This is a genomic window from Janibacter corallicola NBRC 107790, from assembly GCF_001570965.1.
In the GTDB taxonomy this organism is placed as follows: domain Bacteria; phylum Actinomycetota; class Actinomycetes; order Actinomycetales; family Dermatophilaceae; genus Janibacter; species Janibacter corallicola.
The window spans coordinates 156,743-174,272 of record NZ_BCSR01000001.1 but is presented as its reverse complement, the minus strand read 5'-3'; the positions used below and the strand labels follow the sequence as shown (position 1 = coordinate 174,272).

Below are 17,530 nucleotides of genomic sequence, written 5' to 3'. Positions count from 1 at the left end.
GGCGCGAGCGGCGGACGTCGACACCCGGCCCCCGCGGGTCCGTCCAGTGCAGCAAGGTCACCCTGCGCCCGGTTGCCTTGATCTGAACAACGGTTTAGTCTGCTGAACATGAGTTCAGCAGATGACCGCACTGCCCGGGCACGCATCCGCGACACCGCCCTGGAGCTCTTCGCCGAGCACGGCGAGGGGATGGTCACGATGCGCCAGATCGCCGAGCAGGCCGGCGTGTCCCCAGCGCTGGTGGTCCACCACTTCGGCTCGAAGGACGGGCTCCGCGACGCGGTCGTGGAGCACGTGCGCGCCTGGCTGGACGACCTCATCGACCGCAGCTCCCAACCCGACGTCACCACCGACCTCGCGGCCGGGAACTGGGGCTCCATCGCCGAGCTCGTCGCGCCGGAGGCCCTCGACGGCACCCTCGCGGCGATGCCCCGGTACCTGCGCCGCCTGCTGCTCTCCGGCGACCCGGTGGGGACCGACCTCATCCGCAGCTGGCACACCCGCACCGTCGAGGTCTTCAAGGCCTGGGACGCCGCGGGGGTCATCGACGCCGGGGAGAACCCCCGCATCCGCGCCGCGATCTGCATGACCGCGGACTTCGGCCTCTTCCTCCTCGCCGACCAGTGGCGGGAGGTCCTGGGCACCGACCCGCTCGGGGACGGTCTGCCGCAGTGGGCGGCGGAGTCCATGAGCGTCTACGGCGCCCTCTTCACCGGCAGCACCCACCCCTCCGCGCAGGAGTAGGACATGAGCGACACCCCGATCATCCACACCGCCGACCTGCACAAGACCTACGGCCGCACCCACGCCCTCGACGGGCTCGACCTCGACGTCACCCGCGGCGAGGTGCACGGCTTCCTCGGCCCCAACGGCGCCGGCAAGTCCACCACCATCCGCGTGCTGCTCGGCCTCACCCGCGCCGATCGCGGCACCGTGGAGCTCCTCGGCGGCGACCCGTGGCACGACGCCGTCGAGCTGCACCAACGCCTCGCCTACGTCCCCGCCGGCGTGACCCTCTGGCCCGGGCTGACCGGCGGGCAGTGCATCGACGTCCTCGGGCGGGCGCACGGCGGGCTGGACGAAGGGAGACGCGCCGACCTGGTCGAGCGCTTCGACCTCGACACGAGGAAGAAGACCCGCGACTACTCGACCGGCAACAAGCAGAAGGTCTCCCTCATCGCCGCCCTCGCCGCCGACGTCGACCTGCTCCTGCTCGACGAGCCGACCTCGGGGCTGGACCCGCTCATGGAGCAGGTCTTCCAGGACTGCGTGCGCGAGCGCGTCGAGGAGGGCACCACGGTGCTCCTCTCCAGCCACATCCTCGGCGAGGTCGAGGCCCTCGCCGACCGGGTGACGATCATCCGCGCCGGGCGGGCCGTGACGAGCGGGACCCTCGCGGACCTGCGGCGCAGCACGAGCAGCCAGGTGCATGCCGTGACCGACACGGCGGTCGACCTCGACGGCATCCCCGGGGTCACCGGCCTCGCGGAGTCGAGCAGCGACGGTCGTCCCGAGGTGCGCTGCCACGTGGACGCCACAGCGGTCGCCGAGGTCGTGGGCCGGCTGCACGCGGCCGGCGTGCACACCCTGACGATCACCCCGCCGAGCCTGGACGATCTCTTCCTCGAGCAGTACCGCGGGGACGGGCCCTTCGAGGCTCCTCGCCAGGGCTCGTCGCACCCCAGCGACCGGGGCCAGGGGGCCGAGGCGCGATGAACAGCATCAGCACCACCGGCGTCGGGACGAGCCTGCGGGTGCAGTGGCGCACCGGGTGGAAGGGGGCGAGCGCCTGGGTCATCGGCCTGGCCGCGGTCGTCGCCCTCACCGCCGGCTCGATCACCGACCTCTACGACACCCCGGCGAAGCTGCGCAGCTATGCCGACTCGAGCGACTCCCCAGCGCTGCGGATGCTCAACGGCGACGTCGCCGGGCTGGGGACCCTCGGCGGGACGCTCGCCAACGAGCTCGGCTTCGTCTTCGGCTTCGGCCTGCCCGTCATGGCGATCGCGCTCACCGTCCGCGGGACCCGCCGGGAGGAGGAGGCAGGGCGGCTCGAGCTGCTGCTCGCCTCGCGGATGGGGCGCCAGGCACCGCTCGTGGCGGCCGTGCTCGTCGCGCTGCTCTCCTTCCTCGCCCTCGGCGCGCTCACCGCCGTGATCTTCGTCGGCAGCGGCACCGAGGTCGCCGGCGCGCTCGCCTTCGGCGGGTCGATCGTGGCCCTCGGAGCGGTCTTCGTCGGTGTCACCGCCCTGCTCGCGCAGGCCTTCGGGCACAGCCGCTCGGTCTGGGGCGCCGGTCTGGCGATCATGCTCGTGGCCTACATCGTGCGCGGCGCCGGCGCCATCGACCACACCTGGGTCGTGTGGCTCTCCCCGCACGGCTGGCAGGACCAGGTGGCCGCCTTCGGGCAGCTGAGGTGGACCCCCTTCGTCGTGAGCGCGGTGGTGACCCTCGCGCTGCTCGGCCTGGCCCTCGTGCTCTCCGCCCGGCGGGACGTCGGTGCCTCGCTCATCGCCCCGAGCACCGGCCCGGAGCGGGCCGCGCCGGCCCTGCTCCACCCCTTCGGCCTGGCCGTGCGCGACCGGCGTGGCGGGATCCTCGGCTGGGCGGTGCTCGTCGCGATCCTCATGGGCACCTACGGATCGCTGACCCAGACCGTCATCGACGCCGTGCAGGGCAACCCCGACCTCGCGGCCTTCCTCGCCGGCGGCGAGGAGGGCATCGTGAAGTCGATGAGCGCGATGTTCGTGCTGCTCCTCTCCATGCTCGTCAGCGGGTCGGTCCTGCAGTCCCTCGGCTCGCTGCGCACCGAGGAGACCTCCGGTCGGCTCGAGCTGGCGCTGAGCGCGCCGCGCGGCCGGGTCGCCTGGCTGCTCCCCCACCTCGTCGTCGTCGCGGTCGGCACCCTCGTCGTGGCCGTCGTCGGCAGCCTTGCCCTCGCACTCACGACGGCCGCCGCCCTCGGGGACTCCGAATGGGTCGGGACCCTGCTGCGTGCAGGCGCCGACCACCTCCCGGTGGCGCTGCTCCTCGGCGGCCTGTCGGTGGCGCTCTTCGGCTGGCTGCCGCGCCTGCAACCGGTGGTCTGGGCGGTCTTCGCGATCGCGGCCGTCGTCGGCTACATGGGCCCCGGGCTCGACCTGCCCGAGGCGCTCGTCGAGTGGTCACCCTTCGGCCTCGTCGGCAACGTCCCGGCCGAGTCCCTCGACGTCACCGGCGCCCTCGTCGCCGGCGGCCTCGGGCTGCTCCTCGTGGCGCTCGGCCTGCTCGGTTTCGTCCGCCGGGACGTCCCGCACGCCTGACCCTCGCACCCGCTCACGCAGCTCGTCCTGGCTCCGGCGGCGGGACACCTCCCTGCGGGCCCACAGGATCCCGAGCAGCACGGGGACCACGTAGCGGGCCTGGTCGATGATCCGGCCGAGCCACCCGGGCAGCTGCCAGTCCGGCCAGGGGATCGCCGGCAGGTCGGGCCACGGGATGGCAGGCAGGTCCGGGAGCACGTCGGAGGGGATCCGCGCCAGCAGCCAGACGAGCACCGCCGCGCCAGCGACGGGGAGGAGCACCGTGGCCGCTCCGGCGGCCACGTGCCGGCTCGCGTAGAGCACCGGACGGGCGCGCATCCGCTCCTCCCGGAGGGCGGGCGGGGCTACCCGGCTCCGGCTCCAGGTCCAGGCCGCGACGGTTGAGGAGAGCGGCGAGGAGCGCGTCGGCGCGCTCCCCCGAGAAATGGGTGGCCCGCAGCGGCGAGCCGGTGGCGGTGAAGCACACGACCACGGCACCGGCCGTCCCGGCGAGAGGGTCGTCCTCCTCCGGGGAAAGGGTGAGCTCGCGCTCCGGCTCCTCCAGCGACGCGACCTGCTCGCCGTCCCGCCACCAGGTGGCGGAGTTCTTCCACGTCCGCCCCACGGTCCTCTCGACCCGGTGATGGTGCCCGTCGACATCCATCCGGAAGACCTGCTGTGCCACGCCACCAGTGAACCAAGGGTCGATGCCCGTCGGTGCGTCCCCCGGGCGATCCCGGCCCCGTCCACTAACCTCGGGGCGGAGTCGTCACACCCAGGGGAGCTGCTTTCGTGAACACCAACAACGAGTCCGCCGACACCGCGCGCCGACGGATCGCGCTCGTCGTCGCGGTCGCCGTCGTCATCGTCCTGCTGCTCGCCCTGTGGCGGGTCGTCACGGCCGTCGACGAAGGAGGCGAGCAGCAGGCGTCCGCCAGCTCCACGACCTCCCAGACCTCCGGCAAGCAGGATGAGGACGAGAAGAAGAAGGACGCCTCCTCCTCACCGACGACCCCCGACAAGGTGGAGTCCCCCGCGCCGAAGGAGACCCCGGTCGACGAGATCGGCAAGGAGGCGAAGCCCGCGAAGTCCGACCTGATCCAGGTCCAGCGCATCTCCGGGGAGCTCAGCCCGAAGTCGGTCGTGGCCTCGGACAGGGGCCAGGTCTTCGCGCAGAACATGATGTACACCCACACCATGAGCGTCTTCACTGCCGCCGGTGCGCTGCAGAAGACGATCAGCGACACCGTCGAGCTGGCCGACTTCGGCATCAAGGGCCACCCCGGCCAGAGCCAGGGCGCGCCGGTCGAGATGGCCTTCAGCCCCGACGGTGACACCGCGTGGGTGAGCAACTACTCGATGTACGGGCAGAACTTCCTCCCCGAGGGCGCCGACGCCTGCGCCGGCCCGCAGGGCATCTCCAACTCCTACCTGTACAAGATCGACACCAAGAGCCTGCAGATCGAGGACGCCATCGAGGTCGGCGCGGTGCCGAAGTACGTCGCCGCCACCCCCGACGGCAAGCAGGTGCTCGTCACCAACTGGTGCTCCATGGACCTCTCGGTCGTCGACGTGAAGAAGGGCAAGACCGTCAAGACGATCCCGCTGGGCGGGGACAACCCGCGCGGCATCGAGGTCACCGACGACAGCAAGACCGCCTACGTCGCGCTCATGGGCAGCGACCACACCGTCAAGGTCGACCTGGCCTCCGGCGACGTCACCGACTTCGTCTCGACCGGGGACGGCCCGCGCCACCTCGTGCTCTCCCCGGACGGCACGTACCTCTACATCACCAACAACGGCGCGAACACCATCAGCAAGGTGGACGCGAAGAGCGGTGAGGTGGTCGACACGGCGAGCGTCGGCAACCGACCCCGATCGATGACGATCAGCCCCGACGGCGCAGCCGTGTACGCGGTCAACTACGACGACTCCACGATGAGCAAGATCCTCACCGACGACATGGAGGTCGTGCAGACCGTGCAGACCGACGCGCACCCGATCGGCATCACCTACGAGCCGACCAAGAAGCGGGTGTGGGTGGCCTGCTACGGCGGGACGATCCTCGTCTTCGACGACGCGCACGAGAAGAAGTGAGCCGGCGCCGGTGAGGACGGCGATCGTCGCCAACCCGACCCGGGCCGGGTGGGAGCGGGCGCTGGACGGCCTCGCCGACGCCGCGCAGGATGCCGGCTGGCCGGAGCCCATCGTGGCGCTGACCAGCCGCGAGGAGACCGGCCGGTCCCAGGCCCGGGCCGCGACGGAGGCAGGCGCCGAGCTGGTCCTCGCGGCCGGCGGTGACGGCACCACCCGGGCGGTCGCCCAGGGCCTCGCCGGCAGCGGCGCCGAGCTCGGCATCGTCCCGATCGGCACCGCCAACCTGCTGGCACACAACCTCGGGCTGCCCACCGACGTCACCGGCGCGCTGCAGACCGCCCTGCGCGGTACCCCGCGGGCGCTCGACCTCGGTCTCGCCCGGATCGACGAGGACGAGGACGAGCAGCCCTTCGTCGTGCTGGCGGGGATGGGTCACGACGCGGCGACCGTCGCGGCGACCCGCCCGGAGCTGAAGGACCGGCTCGGCTGGCCCGCCTACCTCACGCCCGCGGCCCGGCACGCGCTGCGCCGACCGGTGCCGGTCACGGTCCGCCACGACGGCGACGACCCGCGGGAGATGCTCGCCTGGAGCATCCTCGCGGCCAACTGCTCCCGGGTCCGGGCAGGCGTGACACTCGCCCCCGGCGGGGCCCTGGACGACGGCCTCTTCGACGTCCTCGAGGTCATCGTCCGCCGGCCGGACCAGTGGTTGGCGGTGGCGGCGAAGGGGGTCCTCGGTCACCGCCGCGACGTGGCCGGGCTGCGCACCCGGCCCGCGGCCACGCTGGAGATCACCGCCGAGGACCCGTTGCTGGTCCAGCTGGACGGCGACACCTACGGACCGGTGGCTCGGCTGCGGCTGCGGTGCGAGCCTCAGGCGCTCTCGGTGCGCACCTGAGGGACGGCCGCGAGCGCCCCGGCGCGGGTGAAGTGCAGCGCGATCCGTTGCCCGTCGACGTCGTGGACGCTCACCGGCACCTGGAAGATCTCCTCCAGCAGGTGCGGGTGCATGATCTCCTCGGGACTGCCCGCCGCGATGACCCGCCCGTCGCGCAGCGCGACGATCTCGTCCGCGACGACCGAGGCCGCGTTGATGTCGTGGACGACGACGAGCACCGTCTTGCCGAGCTCGTCGGCCGCCCGCCGCAGCAGGTGCATCATCTGCGCCGAGTGGCGCAGGTCGAGGTTGTTCAGCGGCTCGTCGAGCAGCAGGTAGTCGGTGTCCTGGGCGAGCACCATCGCGACGAAGGCCCGCTGCCGCTGCCCGCCGGAGACCTCGTCGAGGTAACGCCCCTCCAGCTCCTCCAGCTCCAGCAGCCCGATCGCCCGATCGATCTGGGCCACGTCCTCCGCGTCCGGCCGCAGCCCCCCGATCCGGGAGCGCCCCCGCTGGTGGGGGTAGCGGCCGAAGGCGACGAGGTCGCGCACGGTGAGCCGCACCGCGAGGTGGTTGTCCTGGCGCAGGATCGCCAGGCGCCGGGCGATCTCGTCCGAGCGGGCGGTGAAGACGTCCAGCCCGTCGACGGTCACCCGCCCGGAGTCGGGCTGCAGCAGCCGGGCGATGCACGAGAGCAGGGTCGACTTGCCGGCGCCGTTCGGTCCGACGAGGGCAGTGACGCCGCCCTCGGGCAGGTCGAGGCGCACCCCGTCGACGACGACCGTGCCGTCGTAGGACTTCGTGACATCGGTCAGGGAGATCATGCGCGGCTCCGTCCCAGTAGCAGGGCGATGAAGAGGATGCCGCCGAGGAACTCGACGACCATGGACAGCGACCCCTCGAAGCCGAGGACCCGCTCGAAGAGCAGCTGCCCCCCGACGAGGCAGACCACCGAGGCCAGCGCGGCGGCGGGCAGCGTGTGCTCGTGCTTCGTGCTGCCGACGAGCCGGTAGGCCAGGTGGGCGACGAGGAGCCCGAAGAAGCTCGTGGGCCCGACGAGCGCGGTCGCGGTGGCGACGAGCAGCGCGACCGCGGTCAGCGAGAGGAGCACGACGCGGCGGTGCTCGACGCCGAGGCTCGTGCTCACCTCCCGCCCGAGCGAGACGACGTCCAGCGCCCCGCGCCCGCGCCACAGCAGCAGGCCGGTCCCGGCGACGATGATCGCCCCGATGAGCAGCAGGCCCTGGTCGCGCCCGGTGAAGTCGGCGAAGAAACGGTCCTGCAGCACCGCGAAGGCGGTCGGGTCCATGACCCGCTGCAGCAGCTCGGAGATGCTGCGGAAGAGCCCGCCGATGACGACGCCGACGAGGACGAGCAGGTGCAGGCTGCGGCGCAGGTCCAGCAGCAGCCACGTGTAGAGGAGCAGCGAGAGGCCCACCATGATCACCGTCTCGACGCCGAACTCCACGACCGTGGGGACCCCGTGGATCCCGCTCACCCCGAGCGTCGTGACCGCGACCGTCTGGATGAGCACGTACAGCGCATCGAAGCCCATGATGGAGGGCGTGAGGATCTGGTTGGCGGTCACGGTGTGGAAGACGACGGTCGCGGCCCCCACCGCGACGGAGACGAGCACCATCGTCGCGAGCGTCGTCGCGCGCCGCTCGAGCAGCCAGGCGATGTTGCCGCTCAGGTCGATGGTCAGGTAGATCCCCACCGAGACGAGCGCGGCCGCGAGGAGACCGAGCAGCGCCCGCCGCGGGCGAAGGGGGTCGGCGCCCCCCTTCGCCACCGGTCGGGTGGTGCCCACGTGGTCAACCGACACGACGGGTCCCGGCGAGGAGCATGGTGACGAAGGCGATGCCGCCGACGACGCCGAGGATGGTCCCGATCGGCAGCTCGTAGGGGTAGCGCACGGTGCGGGCGAGGATGTCGCAGAGCAGCACGAGGGCGGCCCCGGTCAGGGCCACCCACGGGATGGCGCGGCGGGCGTTGGACCCGATGAGCAGGGCGATGAGGTTGGGCACGACGAGGCCGACGAAGGGGAGCATCCCCGCGGTGACGACGACGGCCGCGGCGACGATGGAGACGATCGTCATGCCGAGCGCCAGCGCGCGGCGGTGGTCCAGGCCGAGGTTGGTCGCGATCTCCTCCCCCATCCCGGCGACGGTGAGCCGGTCCGCGACGAGCAACGCGATCCCGGTGAGGACCGCGGTGACCCAGAGGATCTCGTAACGGCCCTCGATGACCACCGAGAAGTCCCCCGTCGTCCAGGCGGTCATCGACTGGATGAGCTCGGCGCGGTAGGCGATGAAGGTGCTCACGGCGGCGACGATCCCGGCGAGCATGATGCCCACGAGCGGCACGACGAGGATGTCGCTGACCTCGATCCGGGAGATCACCGCGAGGAAGAGGGCGGTGCCGATGAGGGCGCAGACCGCGCCGAAGCCCATCCGCACGATGACCGGTGCGCCCGGGACGAGGAGTGCCGACAGCAGCAGGCCCAGGCCGGCGAACTCCATCGTGCCGACGGTCGAGGGCTCGACGAAGGGATTGCGGGTCAGCAGCTGCATGATCAGGCCGGAGACGGCCAGGGAGGACCCGGCGAGCACGAGGGCGAGGCTGCGGGGGATCCGGCTCGTGGCGATCAGCTCGAGGGCCTCCCCCCGGGTGGCCTCGTGCAGCAGGTCGGCGGGGCGCAGGTCGGCGACGCCGACGAACGTGGACAGGAGGAACAGCACGAGGAGCAGGCCGAGTGCGGACACGGCGAGGCCCGCCGACCGGCTCCTCCGGTCGGCGGGCGCCGTGGCCACGCGTGCCTCACTCACTGACGGGCCTCACTCGATGCCGGATGCCACCTCATCGAGCATGCGCGGCAGCGCATTCAGCCCCGAGGAGACGAGGTACCAGTCGGTCGCGTCCAGGTAGGTCACCCGGTCCTGCTTCCAGGCGGGGGTCTTCGCGACGAGCGGGTTGTCAAGGACCTGCTTCGCGGTCTTGCCCTCCTCGCCGATCGCGGCGTCCCGGTCGATGACGAAGAGGGTCGAGGGCTCCTTGTCGGCGACGAACTCGAAGGAGACCGCCTGCCCGTGCGGGTCCTTCTTCAGGTCCGAGGCGGTCGGCTCGACACCGGCGGTGTCGTGGATGATCGACCCGGAGCGGGTCCCCGGCCCGTAGGCGGAGATCTTGCCGCCGCTGACGAGGAGGATCATCGCGTCCTTCGCCCCCTTCGCGTCCTTGCGGACCTCCTCGACCTTGTCCTCGACGTCGGCGTAGGCGTCCTTGGCCTGCTGCTCCTTGCCCAGGACGGTCCCGATCTGGTTGGTCTGCTCCTTGAACTCCTTGAGGTAGTCCCCCTCACCGAGGGTCAGGTCCACCGTCGGCGCGATCTCGTTGAGCTCGTCGTACTTCGCGGCGCTGCGGGCGGCCACGAGGATGACGTCCGGGTCCGCCTCGGCGACGGCCTCGACGTCGAACTCCTTCACATTGCCCAGGTCCGTGACGTCGTCGCCGGCATAGTCCTGCAGGGACTTCGGCAGCCCGGTCTTGGGGACCCCGACGACGCCGTCGCCGCCGAGGGCATCGACGCTGTCCAGGACACCGAAGTCGAGGACGACGACCCGCTCCGGGTCGACCGGCACCTCGGTGGTCCCCTGGGCGTGCTCGACCTTCGTGGTCTCTTCGCCGTCTCCCTCCTTCGCAGAGCTGTCACCGGCACAAGAGGAGAGGGCCAGCGCACCGGTGGCGATCAGTGCGGCGGCGGGAAGGAGGCGCATCATCGAATCCTAGGGTTAGGCAATACTTACTTGGGTTACCTTAGCCATACCTTAACGGGAGTCCAGCCGGGGCCCAGGGACTGGAACCGTCAGGCCCCCCGGGCACGACGCGCTCGACGCACCTCCCGGCGCTCCTGCACGGTCAACCCACCCCAGATGCCGTGGTCCTGCCCTGTGGTCAGAGCGTAGTCGAGGCACTCCTCGCGCACCGGGCAGCCGGCGCAGATGGACGTGGCGCGCGCGATCTGCCAGAGCGCCGGACCGGCGTCCCCGACGGGGAAGAAGGTGTCCAGGTCCTCCCCGAAGCAGGCGGCATCCTCACGCCAGCTCGGCAGGTCGCGGCGGCGCTCCCGGCGGCCGCGGACGAGCGGGTTCAACAGCAGCCACGCTCGGCCCGGGGGTCACCCTGCTGGCGCCCACTGATCTCCTCCGCCCGGATCCGCACCCAGAAGGCCTCCTCGACGTCCCCCAGCCAGGGCATCCCCAGCAGTTTCTCGAGCCGCCGACCGGTGGTCTCGTCGCGGATGCACTCGGCGATCCCCCGCACGAGCACGCTCCACCCCGTCCCGGTCGCGGGGTCGTAGTCATCGACCTCGAAGGCCACGGGTCGGCCGTCGACGGTCGATGCCAGCCGCGAGTCCCACCGGGTACGGAAGACCACGCTCGTGCCGTCGAGCACGTGGTTGACCGGCAGCACGGCGAGTCCACCCGCCTCGTGGAAGGCGACCCGACCGATCGGGCAGGAGCCCAGACGCGCGAGACACTCCTCCATGTCCAGCACGCGCAGACCCCGGTGGTCCACCACCGCGGAGTCACGCTGCCACGGGTGCTGTGTGGTTGTCATGACCGACCTCCTTGCGCTGCGACCCCCGGGACGCTCGACTCCGGGAGGACTGGCTCCTAATTTACACGGTTTATAGCGTTAAAAATAGGTCTGCTGCGCCGGTCAGGCGGCCGTGCGATAGTCGGGCCCATGCGACCACGACGGAGGTACTGGCGATGAGCGACGAGGTCAGGTCCGAGGACGCCTTCGACGTCCCGACGGTCGCGGCGTGGGTGCGCGAGCACGCACCCGAGGAGGTCGCGGCCGACCTGGCGGGCGAGCCCGAGGTGCGCCAGTTCTCCGGCGGGGCCTCCAACCTGACCTACGAGCTGATCTGGCCGAAGCGCTCTCTCGTGCTGCGGCGACCGCCGCACGGCGCCCTGGGCGGCAGCGCCCACAACATGCAGCGCGAGCACGACCTGCAGGCCGCGCTGGCCCCGGTCTTCGACCACGTGCCACGGATGATCGCCCTGTGCACCGACACCTCCGTGCTCGGCGCCGACTTCTACGTCATGGACAAGATCGAGGGGACGATCGTCGGCCGGGACCTGCCGGGCGGCATGGAGCTGGCACCGGCGGCGGCCCGGCGGCTCTGCGAGAACGCCTTCGACGTGCTCGTCGAGCTGCACGACGTCGACGTCACGGCCGTCCCCGAGCTGGCGCGGCTGGACCGCGGCGACGGCTTCGCCGAGCGCCAGGTGCACCAGTGGATCAAGCGCTTCCGGGCCGCCCGCACCCCGGACGTACCGGACCTCGAGGAGACCATGACCTGGTTGGTCGAGCGGATCCCCGCAGACCACCCGCACACGCTGATCCACAACGACTTCCGGCTGGACAACCTCGTCCTCGACCCCGGCGACCCGACCCGCGTCGTCGGCGTCCTCGACTGGGAGCTGGCCACGGTCGGCGACCCCCTCATGGACCTCGGCGGGGCGATGGCCTACTGGACCGAGGCGGAGGACCGCGAGGCGATGCAACGGCTCCGGCTGCAGCCGAGCAACCTGCCGGGAATGCTCACCCGCGGCGAGATCGTCGAGCGCTACTGCGAGGCCCGCTCCATCACGCTCACCGACGAGGAGTGGACCTTCTACGAGGTCTTCGGGCACTTCCGCCTCGCCGGCATCGCCCAGCAGATCTACCACCGCTACCACCACGGCCACACGACCAACCCGCGCTTCGCCGCCTTCGGGCCGATGGTCACCTACCTCGACGTCCGGTGCCGGGACCTCATCAGCGGCTGACCCCCTTCGACCACCTCAGGAGACGCACATGCCCTTCACGACGCTCATCACCGGCGCCAGCTCCGGCCTCGGCGCCGAGATGGCCCGCCAGTTCGCGGCCCTCGGCCACGACCTGGCCCTGACCGCGCGGCGCACCGACCGGCTGGACGCGGTCAAGGCGGAGATCGCCGCCGCCCACCCGGGGGTCCGGGTCGAGACCTATGCCCTCGACGTCACCGACGACGAGGCCGTCGCGGCCGTCTTCGCCCGCGCGAAGGGGGACTTCGGTCACCTCGACCGCGTGGTCGTCAACGCCGGGCTCGGCAAGGGAGCGCCGTACGGCAAGGGGAGCCACTACGCCAACCGGCAGACGATCGAGACCAACGTCCTCGGGGTGGCGGTCCAGACGGAGGAGGCGATGGCGATCTTCCGCGAGCAGACCGCCGGGCACCTCGTGCTCATCGCCTCGATCACCGCACTGCGCGGCATGCCGAAGTCGATGACGACCTACGGGGCGAGCAAGGCCTTCGTCGCCGGTCTCGGCGAGGGCATCCGCTCGGAGATGATGGGCAAGCCGGAGCTCGACATCGACGTGAGCGTCCTCTACCCGGGCTACATCCGCTCGGAGATGAACGAGAAGGTCGAGCAGAAGACGAAGTTCATGGTCGACACCGTCCCCGGCGTGCGCTCCATGGTCGAGGCCATCGAGGCCCGCAAGGCCAAGGCCTACGTGCCGGCGAAGCCGTGGCTGCCGCTCGGCAAGGCGATGGAGCACCTGCCGCTGTCGGTGGTGCGCCGGCTGCTCTTCTAGTCGGTTGGGCCGGCGGCACGCCGGACGAGGCGGGCGGTGAAGTCCTCGACCGCGGCGGAGAACTCGGGCGGGTCCAGGACCGTCATCCGCGCGTCGAGGTCGGCGGCGGCCAGCACGAGGTGGCGGGCGAGCATGCCGAGGTCATCGGCGGAGCTGACCACCTCGGTCAGGTCCGGGCCCACCGCCCTCGCCTCCCCGTAGGCCGCGGGGATCCGCCGGCGCACCGAGGCCAGGTCGGTCGCGTACCGCACCGTCACCCGGTGCGCGTCGCCGGTGTGGGTGACCGCCGCCGCGACCCGGGCGAGCGCATCGGGTGCCTCCCGCGGCCTGAAGCGGAAGGTCGAGGCACGCACGCCGGCCATCCGGTCCAGCCGGAAGGTGCGCCAGTCCTCCCGCTGCAGGTCCCACGCGAGCAGGTACCAGCGTCGACCGGTCGCCACGAGCCGGTAGGGCTCGACGTCCCGATCGCTGACCCGGCCGGTGCGCCCGGTGTAGCCGAAGCGTGCCCGCACCCGATCGCGGATCGCGTGGGCGAGCACGACGAGCACCCCGGTGTCGACGTCGTCGGTCGCGCCCGGCAGCAGCGCGGTCGCCTCGGCGAGCGCCGCCACCTCACCGCGCAGCCGCGGGGGCATCACCTGGTCCAGCTTCGTCAGGGCGCGCACGGCCGGCTCACCGATCGCCGAGAGCCCCTGTGCCCCGACCCGCAGCGCCACGGTGACGGCGACGACCTCGTCCTCCTCGAGCAGCAGCGGTGGCAGCTTGCCGCCCGCCCCCAGCCGGTAGCCGCCTCCCACGCCGGGCGTCGCCTCGACCGGGTAGCCCAGCTCCCGCAGCCGCCCGACGTCACGGCGCAGCGTGCGGGTGGTCACGCCGAGCACCTCGATCAGCTCCGGCCCGGTCCACACCGACCGGGTCTCGAAGAGCCCGAGCAGGCGCAGCAGTCGTTCGGTCGTCTCGGCCATGCACGCAGTCTGCTCCCCATCGGTGACAGCTCCTGTCCGCATGTGCCGGGAGTCTGGGAGCACGAAGGGGGCGCCCGCCCCCGTCGCCACCGCCGAAGCAGGAGGAGAGCACCATGTACCACCCGGCCGTCCACGACGAGGCCACCGGCCTCGCGGAGTACGTCGACACCCAGCTCGAGGCGCTGCGTGCCAGCGCCCACGGCCTGAGCGAGGAGCAGGCCCGCCTCAGCCCGACCCGCTCGGCCCTCTCGATCGGGGGCATCCTCAAGCACGTCAACTTCGTCATCCGGCCGCCCGAGGCGCCCGAGCGCACGAGCATCACCGTCGAGGAGGGCGGGGCGATCAGCGAGGAGGCCACGACGGCCTTCATGGACACCTTCGCCCTGGGCGAGGACGAGACCCTCGCCGGCACGATCGCCGTGCTCGACCAGCGGCGCCCACGGGTCGTGGAGTGGATCCGCTCCAGCGACGAGGACGAGGAGATGCCGGTCGGCCCGGCGCCCTGGTACGGGCGGATGGACAGCCGGCAGGCGCGGCTGCGCTACGTGCACGTCCACTTCGTCGAGGAGCTCGCCCGCCATGCCGGGCACGCCGACATCATCCGGGAGCAGATCGACGGGGCCACCTCGATCGAGCTGGTCCTCGCCGACACCGGAGGCGACGCCAATCCCTTCGCCCGGCCGTGGAGCGCGTGATCGGACTACGATCACGGAGGCATGAGGATCAATGCCATCAGGCTGACCACACCCGACGTCGACGCCACCCGCTCCGCCTACCGACGGCTCGGCGCCGGCGGGGTGCGGGTCGAGGTGGTCGAGGGACGCACCCACGGACTCGACGCGGTCGTCCTCGGGGTCGACGACGTGGCCGCCACCGAGCGGCTGCTCCAGCGGCGCGGGCTCGAGGGTGACTCCGCCGGCTTCGACATCGGCGACACCACCTGGCGCCTGGCCGCGCAGGCAACCAACACCGCCGGCGGGGAGGTCCGGCTCGACCACGTCGTCGTGCGCACCGACGACGCCGACCGGGCGGCGGCCGACTTCGGCGCCCGGCTCGGGATGGACCTACGGCTGGACCGCACCATCGCCGACCGTGGCGTGCGCGGACTCTTCTTCCGGGCCGGCTCGACGGTCATCGAGGTCCTCGTGCCGCTCGATCCCGGCGGGCCGAGGGAGTTCGGCGGTCTCGCCTGGGAGGCGAAGGACATCGTGGCCACGCGTGAGCGCCTGCTCGGCGAGGGGGTCGAGGTCACCGAGATCCGGTCCGGGCGCAAGTCGGGCACCGTCGTGGCCACGGTGCGCGACCCTGCCCTCGCCACGCCGACACTGCTCATCGCCAACGCCTGAGCGGGTGCAGACTGGGCGCATGGCGACCACTGCTGATGCCGTGCTCAAGGAGCTGGACGCTCTCGTCCCCCCGCACCTGGAGCTCTACGAGGACCTGCACCGCCACCCGGAGCTGAGCTTCCAGGAGGAGCGCACCAGCGGCATCGTGGCCGACCGGCTGCGCGAGCTGGGCTACGAGGTGACGACGGGCATCGGCCCGACCGGACTCGTCGGGGTGCTGGCGAACGGCGAGGGCCCGACCGTGCTCGCCCGGGCGGACATGGACGCCCTCCCGGTGCAGGAGGCGACCGGGCTGCCGTACGCCTCGACCGCCACCGGCACCGACGCCTCGGGCGAGGAGGTGCCGGTCATGCACGCCTGCGGTCACGACATGCACGTGACCTGCCTGCTCGCCGCGGCCCAGCTGCTCGCCGAGCACACCGATGCCTGGTCGGGGACCTTCATCGCGCTCTTCCAGCCCGCCGAGGAGGTGGGCACCGGCGCGCAGTCGATGGTCGACGACGGTCTGGCACAGGCGATCCCGACCCCCGACGTCGCGCTGGGGCAGCACGTCATGGGGATCCCCCACGACACCGTCGCCTCGAGGCCCGGGCCGGCCCTCTCGGCCGCCGACAGCCTCCGGGTCACGCTGTACGGGCGGGGCACCCACGGCTCGATGCCGCACGCGGGCACCGACCCGATCCTGCTCGGCAGCGCGATCGTGCTGCGGTTGAACGCGATCGTCTCCCGCGAGCTGGACCCGAACGAGTTCGGTGTCGTGACGGTCGGCAGCTTCCGCTCCGGCTCCAAGAGCAATGTCATCCCCGGGACCGCACAGCTGCAGCTGAACCTGCGCTCCTACGACGAGCGCACCCGGCTGCAGCTGCGGGCGGCCGTGGAGCGGATCGTGCGCGCCGAGTGCGAGGCCTCGGGGTGCGAGCGCCCACCGGAGATGGAGTACTTCGACCCCTTCCCGCTGACCGAGAACTCGCCGGAGGTCCACGAGAAGGTCTCCGCCGCCTTCACCGAGCAGTTCGGGGACAAGGCGATCGAGATGACCCGCTCGACCGGCAGCGAGGACTTCAGCGACATCCCTCGGGCGCTGGGCGTGCCGTACCTCTTCTGGATCTGGGGCGGCTTCGACCCGCAGACCTACCACGAGGCGCAGGCCGCCGGGACGCTGGCGCGGACCATCCCCGGCAACCACGCGGACACCTTCGCCCCCGTCGCCGAGCCCACCCTGCGCACCGGGGTCCGGGCCATGACGAGCGCGCTCCTGGCCTACCTGGCGAAGGGGGACTGAGCTCGCGCGAGCTCGAGCACGATGAGCCTTCCCGAGCTGACCGCACCCGTCTCGCTGACCGACGCCGACGGACGCCTCGACCGGGCGGCCGTCGGGTGGGCCCGCCACCCTCTCGTCGACACGGCCGGCATCGGTCGCGGTCGTGGGCGCAACAAGCGGTGGGAGTACTGGGGCGTCGTCACCCCGACGCACCTGCTCGGCGTGACCGTCTCGCACATCGACTACGCCGCCGTGCACGAGGTCTGGGTGCATGAGATCGGCTCCGGCCGCGAGTGGCACCGCACGGCGGCGCTCGTCCCGCCGCGCGGGGTCGTCCTGCCGCAGAGCCTGGGCGACGGCCCGGCCCGAGCCAGGGCCCGCAGGCTCGCGGTCGACATCGAGGACGTCGACGGCGGGACCCGGCTACGGGGTCACGTGCCCGGCGCCTCCTTCGACGTCGTCGCCGCCCTGCCGTCGGGCCACGAACGGCTCTCGGTCGTCGTTCCGTGGAGCGATACCCGCTTCCAGTACACGGTCAAGGACGTCGCTCGGCCGGCCACCGGGCACCTCGTGCTCGACGGTCGTCGGCTGGACCTGCCGGAGGGAGCGAGCTGGGCGGTGCTCGACCACGGACGCGGACGCTGGCCGCACGACGTGCGGTGGAACTGGGGAGCCGGTTCGGGCACCACCGAGGGTCGCACCATCGGATTGCAGGTCGGCGGCCGATGGACCGTGGGGACGGGATCGACGGAGAACGCCGTCGTGGTCGACGGGCGCCTGCACCACATCCCCGTGGAGCTGACCTTCGACTACGACCTGGCCCGCTGGCGCCGACCCTGGCGGGTCACCGGCGGGGGGCTCGACGCGACCTTCACCCCCTTCCACCGCAAGGAGTCGCACACCGACCTGTGGCTCCTCGCGTCGCACACCGACCAGTGCTTCGGGCACTGGTCGGGCACCTTCACCGACGAGGGCAGGACAATCCCCTTCGTCGACCTGGTCGGCTGGTGCGAGGAGGTGCACAACCGCTGGTGAGTCGCCGCTGACGATTTGGATGCGTGCATCACGCAGAC

The 17,530-nt window shown here is 71.9% G+C and carries 18 protein-coding genes; 11 read left to right on the top strand and 7 right to left on the bottom strand.

Annotated elements, in window-relative coordinates:
• The first annotated feature begins 108 nt into the window (after positions 1-108).
• The 5 genes from JCO01S_RS00920 (at position 109) to JCO01S_RS00890 (ending at position 6,276) form a co-directional block, all read left to right on the top strand.
• Positions 109-744, top strand: a complete 636-nt coding sequence (locus JCO01S_RS00920) for a TetR/AcrR family transcriptional regulator (protein ID WP_068249504.1) — start codon at positions 109-111, stop codon at positions 742-744.
• Between the two features lie 3 nt (positions 745-747).
• Positions 748-1,716, top strand: coding sequence for an ABC transporter ATP-binding protein (locus tag JCO01S_RS00915; RefSeq protein WP_068249502.1), 969 nt, complete (start codon positions 748-750; stop codon positions 1,714-1,716).
• Positions 1,713-3,302, top strand: a complete 1,590-nt coding sequence (locus JCO01S_RS00910) for an ABC transporter permease (protein ID WP_068249500.1) — start codon at positions 1,713-1,715, stop codon at positions 3,300-3,302. Before JCO01S_RS00915 ends, JCO01S_RS00910 begins: the two co-directional genes overlap by 4 nt.
• A gap of 771 nt (positions 3,303-4,073) precedes the next feature.
• Positions 4,074-5,378 carry a YncE family protein gene (locus tag JCO01S_RS00895; RefSeq protein WP_068249494.1) on the top strand — a complete coding sequence of 435 codons (1,305 nt, stop codon included), beginning with the start codon at positions 4,074-4,076 and terminating at the stop codon, positions 5,376-5,378.
• A gap of 10 nt (positions 5,379-5,388) precedes the next feature.
• Positions 5,389-6,276: a diacylglycerol/lipid kinase family protein gene (locus tag JCO01S_RS00890; protein WP_068249492.1), complete on the top strand. Its 888-nt coding sequence runs from the start codon at positions 5,389-5,391 to the stop codon at positions 6,274-6,276.
• Here JCO01S_RS00890 and JCO01S_RS00885 read toward each other — a convergent pair.
• The 6 genes from JCO01S_RS00885 to JCO01S_RS00860 all read right to left on the bottom strand — a co-directional run bounded on the left by JCO01S_RS00885 (position 6,252) and on the right by JCO01S_RS00860 (position 10,875).
• The gene (locus JCO01S_RS00885; protein ID WP_068249490.1) at positions 6,252-7,079 is read right to left on the bottom strand and encodes an iron ABC transporter ATP-binding protein; all 828 of its coding nucleotides are present in this window, start codon (positions 7,077-7,079) and stop codon (positions 6,252-6,254) included. The two genes, JCO01S_RS00890 and JCO01S_RS00885, sit on opposite strands and share 25 nt — an antisense overlap.
• The gene (locus tag JCO01S_RS00880) at positions 7,076-8,080 is read right to left on the bottom strand and encodes an iron chelate uptake ABC transporter family permease subunit (RefSeq protein WP_245634294.1); all 1,005 of its coding nucleotides are present in this window, start codon (positions 8,078-8,080) and stop codon (positions 7,076-7,078) included. The genes JCO01S_RS00885 and JCO01S_RS00880 overlap by 4 nt, the downstream gene beginning before the upstream one ends.
• Positions 8,070-9,083 carry an ABC transporter permease gene (locus JCO01S_RS00875; protein WP_245634293.1) on the bottom strand — a complete coding sequence of 338 codons (1,014 nt, stop codon included), beginning with the start codon at positions 9,081-9,083 and terminating at the stop codon, positions 8,070-8,072. Before JCO01S_RS00875 ends, JCO01S_RS00880 begins: the two co-directional genes overlap by 11 nt.
• Before the next feature lie 9 nt (positions 9,084-9,092).
• The gene (locus tag JCO01S_RS00870) at positions 9,093-10,031 is read right to left on the bottom strand and encodes a siderophore ABC transporter substrate-binding protein (protein WP_218002194.1); all 939 of its coding nucleotides are present in this window, start codon (positions 10,029-10,031) and stop codon (positions 9,093-9,095) included.
• An 89-nt stretch (positions 10,032-10,120) separates the two neighbouring features.
• Positions 10,121-10,408, bottom strand: a complete 288-nt coding sequence (locus tag JCO01S_RS00865; protein WP_439645683.1) for a WhiB family transcriptional regulator — start codon at positions 10,406-10,408, stop codon at positions 10,121-10,123.
• A complete protein-coding gene (locus tag JCO01S_RS00860; RefSeq protein ID WP_068249485.1) occupies positions 10,405-10,875 on the bottom strand; it encodes a pyridoxamine 5'-phosphate oxidase family protein in 471 nt (156 codons plus the stop codon). The genes JCO01S_RS00865 and JCO01S_RS00860 overlap by 4 nt, the downstream gene beginning before the upstream one ends.
• Before the next feature lie 155 nt (positions 10,876-11,030).
• Between JCO01S_RS00860 and JCO01S_RS00855 the strand changes: the two genes are divergently transcribed.
• Both JCO01S_RS00855 and JCO01S_RS00850 read left to right on the top strand, forming a co-directional pair.
• On the top strand, positions 11,031-12,095 hold the full coding sequence (locus JCO01S_RS00855) for a phosphotransferase family protein (RefSeq protein WP_068249483.1): 1,065 nt from the start codon (positions 11,031-11,033) through the stop codon (positions 12,093-12,095).
• A 28-nt stretch (positions 12,096-12,123) separates the two neighbouring features.
• On the top strand, positions 12,124-12,885 hold the full coding sequence (locus JCO01S_RS00850) for an SDR family oxidoreductase (protein WP_068249481.1): 762 nt from the start codon (positions 12,124-12,126) through the stop codon (positions 12,883-12,885).
• Here JCO01S_RS00850 and JCO01S_RS00845 read toward each other — a convergent pair.
• Positions 12,882-13,850, bottom strand: a complete 969-nt coding sequence (locus tag JCO01S_RS00845; RefSeq protein ID WP_068249479.1) for a helix-turn-helix transcriptional regulator — start codon at positions 13,848-13,850, stop codon at positions 12,882-12,884. The genes JCO01S_RS00850 and JCO01S_RS00845 overlap by 4 nt on opposite strands.
• 113 nt (positions 13,851-13,963) lie before the next feature.
• On the opposite strand from JCO01S_RS00845, the gene JCO01S_RS00840 reads away from it, so the two are divergent.
• The 4 genes from JCO01S_RS00840 to JCO01S_RS00825 are packed head-to-tail and all read left to right on the top strand — an operon-like array spanning position 13,964 to position 17,492.
• Complete coding sequence (locus tag JCO01S_RS00840) at positions 13,964-14,545, top strand: mycothiol transferase (RefSeq protein WP_068249476.1); 582 nt, start codon at positions 13,964-13,966, stop codon at positions 14,543-14,545.
• A gap of 21 nt (positions 14,546-14,566) precedes the next feature.
• On the top strand, positions 14,567-15,196 hold the full coding sequence (locus tag JCO01S_RS00835; RefSeq protein WP_068249474.1) for a VOC family protein: 630 nt from the start codon (positions 14,567-14,569) through the stop codon (positions 15,194-15,196).
• 19 nt (positions 15,197-15,215) lie between these two features.
• Complete coding sequence (locus JCO01S_RS00830; protein WP_068249472.1) at positions 15,216-16,478, top strand: amidohydrolase; 1,263 nt, start codon at positions 15,216-15,218, stop codon at positions 16,476-16,478.
• A gap of 21 nt (positions 16,479-16,499) precedes the next feature.
• Positions 16,500-17,492 carry a DUF2804 domain-containing protein gene (locus JCO01S_RS00825; protein ID WP_068249469.1) on the top strand — a complete coding sequence of 331 codons (993 nt, stop codon included), beginning with the start codon at positions 16,500-16,502 and terminating at the stop codon, positions 17,490-17,492.
• The last annotated feature ends 38 nt before the right edge of the window (positions 17,493-17,530 follow it).

What these genes read in the sequence shown, in the direction of transcription:
- JCO01S_RS00860 (WP_068249485.1), bottom strand. Translation starts at nt 10,875, where the DNA reads ATGACAACCACACAGCACCCGTGGCAGCGTGACTCCGCGGTGGTGGAC.
- JCO01S_RS00915 (WP_068249502.1), top strand. Translation starts at nt 748, where the DNA reads ATGAGCGACACCCCGATCATCCACACCGCCGACCTGCACAAGACCTAC.
- JCO01S_RS00845 (WP_068249479.1), bottom strand. Translation starts at nt 13,850, where the DNA reads ATGGCCGAGACGACCGAACGACTGCTGCGCCTGCTCGGGCTCTTCGAG.
- JCO01S_RS00870 (WP_218002194.1), bottom strand. Translation starts at nt 10,031, where the DNA reads ATGCGCCTCCTTCCCGCCGCCGCACTGATCGCCACCGGTGCGCTGGCC.
- JCO01S_RS00825 (WP_068249469.1), top strand. Translation starts at nt 16,500, where the DNA reads ATGAGCCTTCCCGAGCTGACCGCACCCGTCTCGCTGACCGACGCCGAC.
- JCO01S_RS00830 (WP_068249472.1), top strand. Translation starts at nt 15,216, where the DNA reads ATGGCGACCACTGCTGATGCCGTGCTCAAGGAGCTGGACGCTCTCGTC.
- JCO01S_RS00920 (WP_068249504.1), top strand. Translation starts at nt 109, where the DNA reads ATGAGTTCAGCAGATGACCGCACTGCCCGGGCACGCATCCGCGACACC.
- JCO01S_RS00855 (WP_068249483.1), top strand. Translation starts at nt 11,031, where the DNA reads ATGAGCGACGAGGTCAGGTCCGAGGACGCCTTCGACGTCCCGACGGTC.
- JCO01S_RS00850 (WP_068249481.1), top strand. Translation starts at nt 12,124, where the DNA reads ATGCCCTTCACGACGCTCATCACCGGCGCCAGCTCCGGCCTCGGCGCC.
- JCO01S_RS00910 (WP_068249500.1), top strand. Translation starts at nt 1,713, where the DNA reads ATGAACAGCATCAGCACCACCGGCGTCGGGACGAGCCTGCGGGTGCAG.
- JCO01S_RS00835 (WP_068249474.1), top strand. Translation starts at nt 14,567, where the DNA reads ATGAGGATCAATGCCATCAGGCTGACCACACCCGACGTCGACGCCACC.
- JCO01S_RS00840 (WP_068249476.1), top strand. Translation starts at nt 13,964, where the DNA reads ATGTACCACCCGGCCGTCCACGACGAGGCCACCGGCCTCGCGGAGTAC.
- JCO01S_RS00885 (WP_068249490.1), bottom strand. Translation starts at nt 7,079, where the DNA reads ATGATCTCCCTGACCGATGTCACGAAGTCCTACGACGGCACGGTCGTC.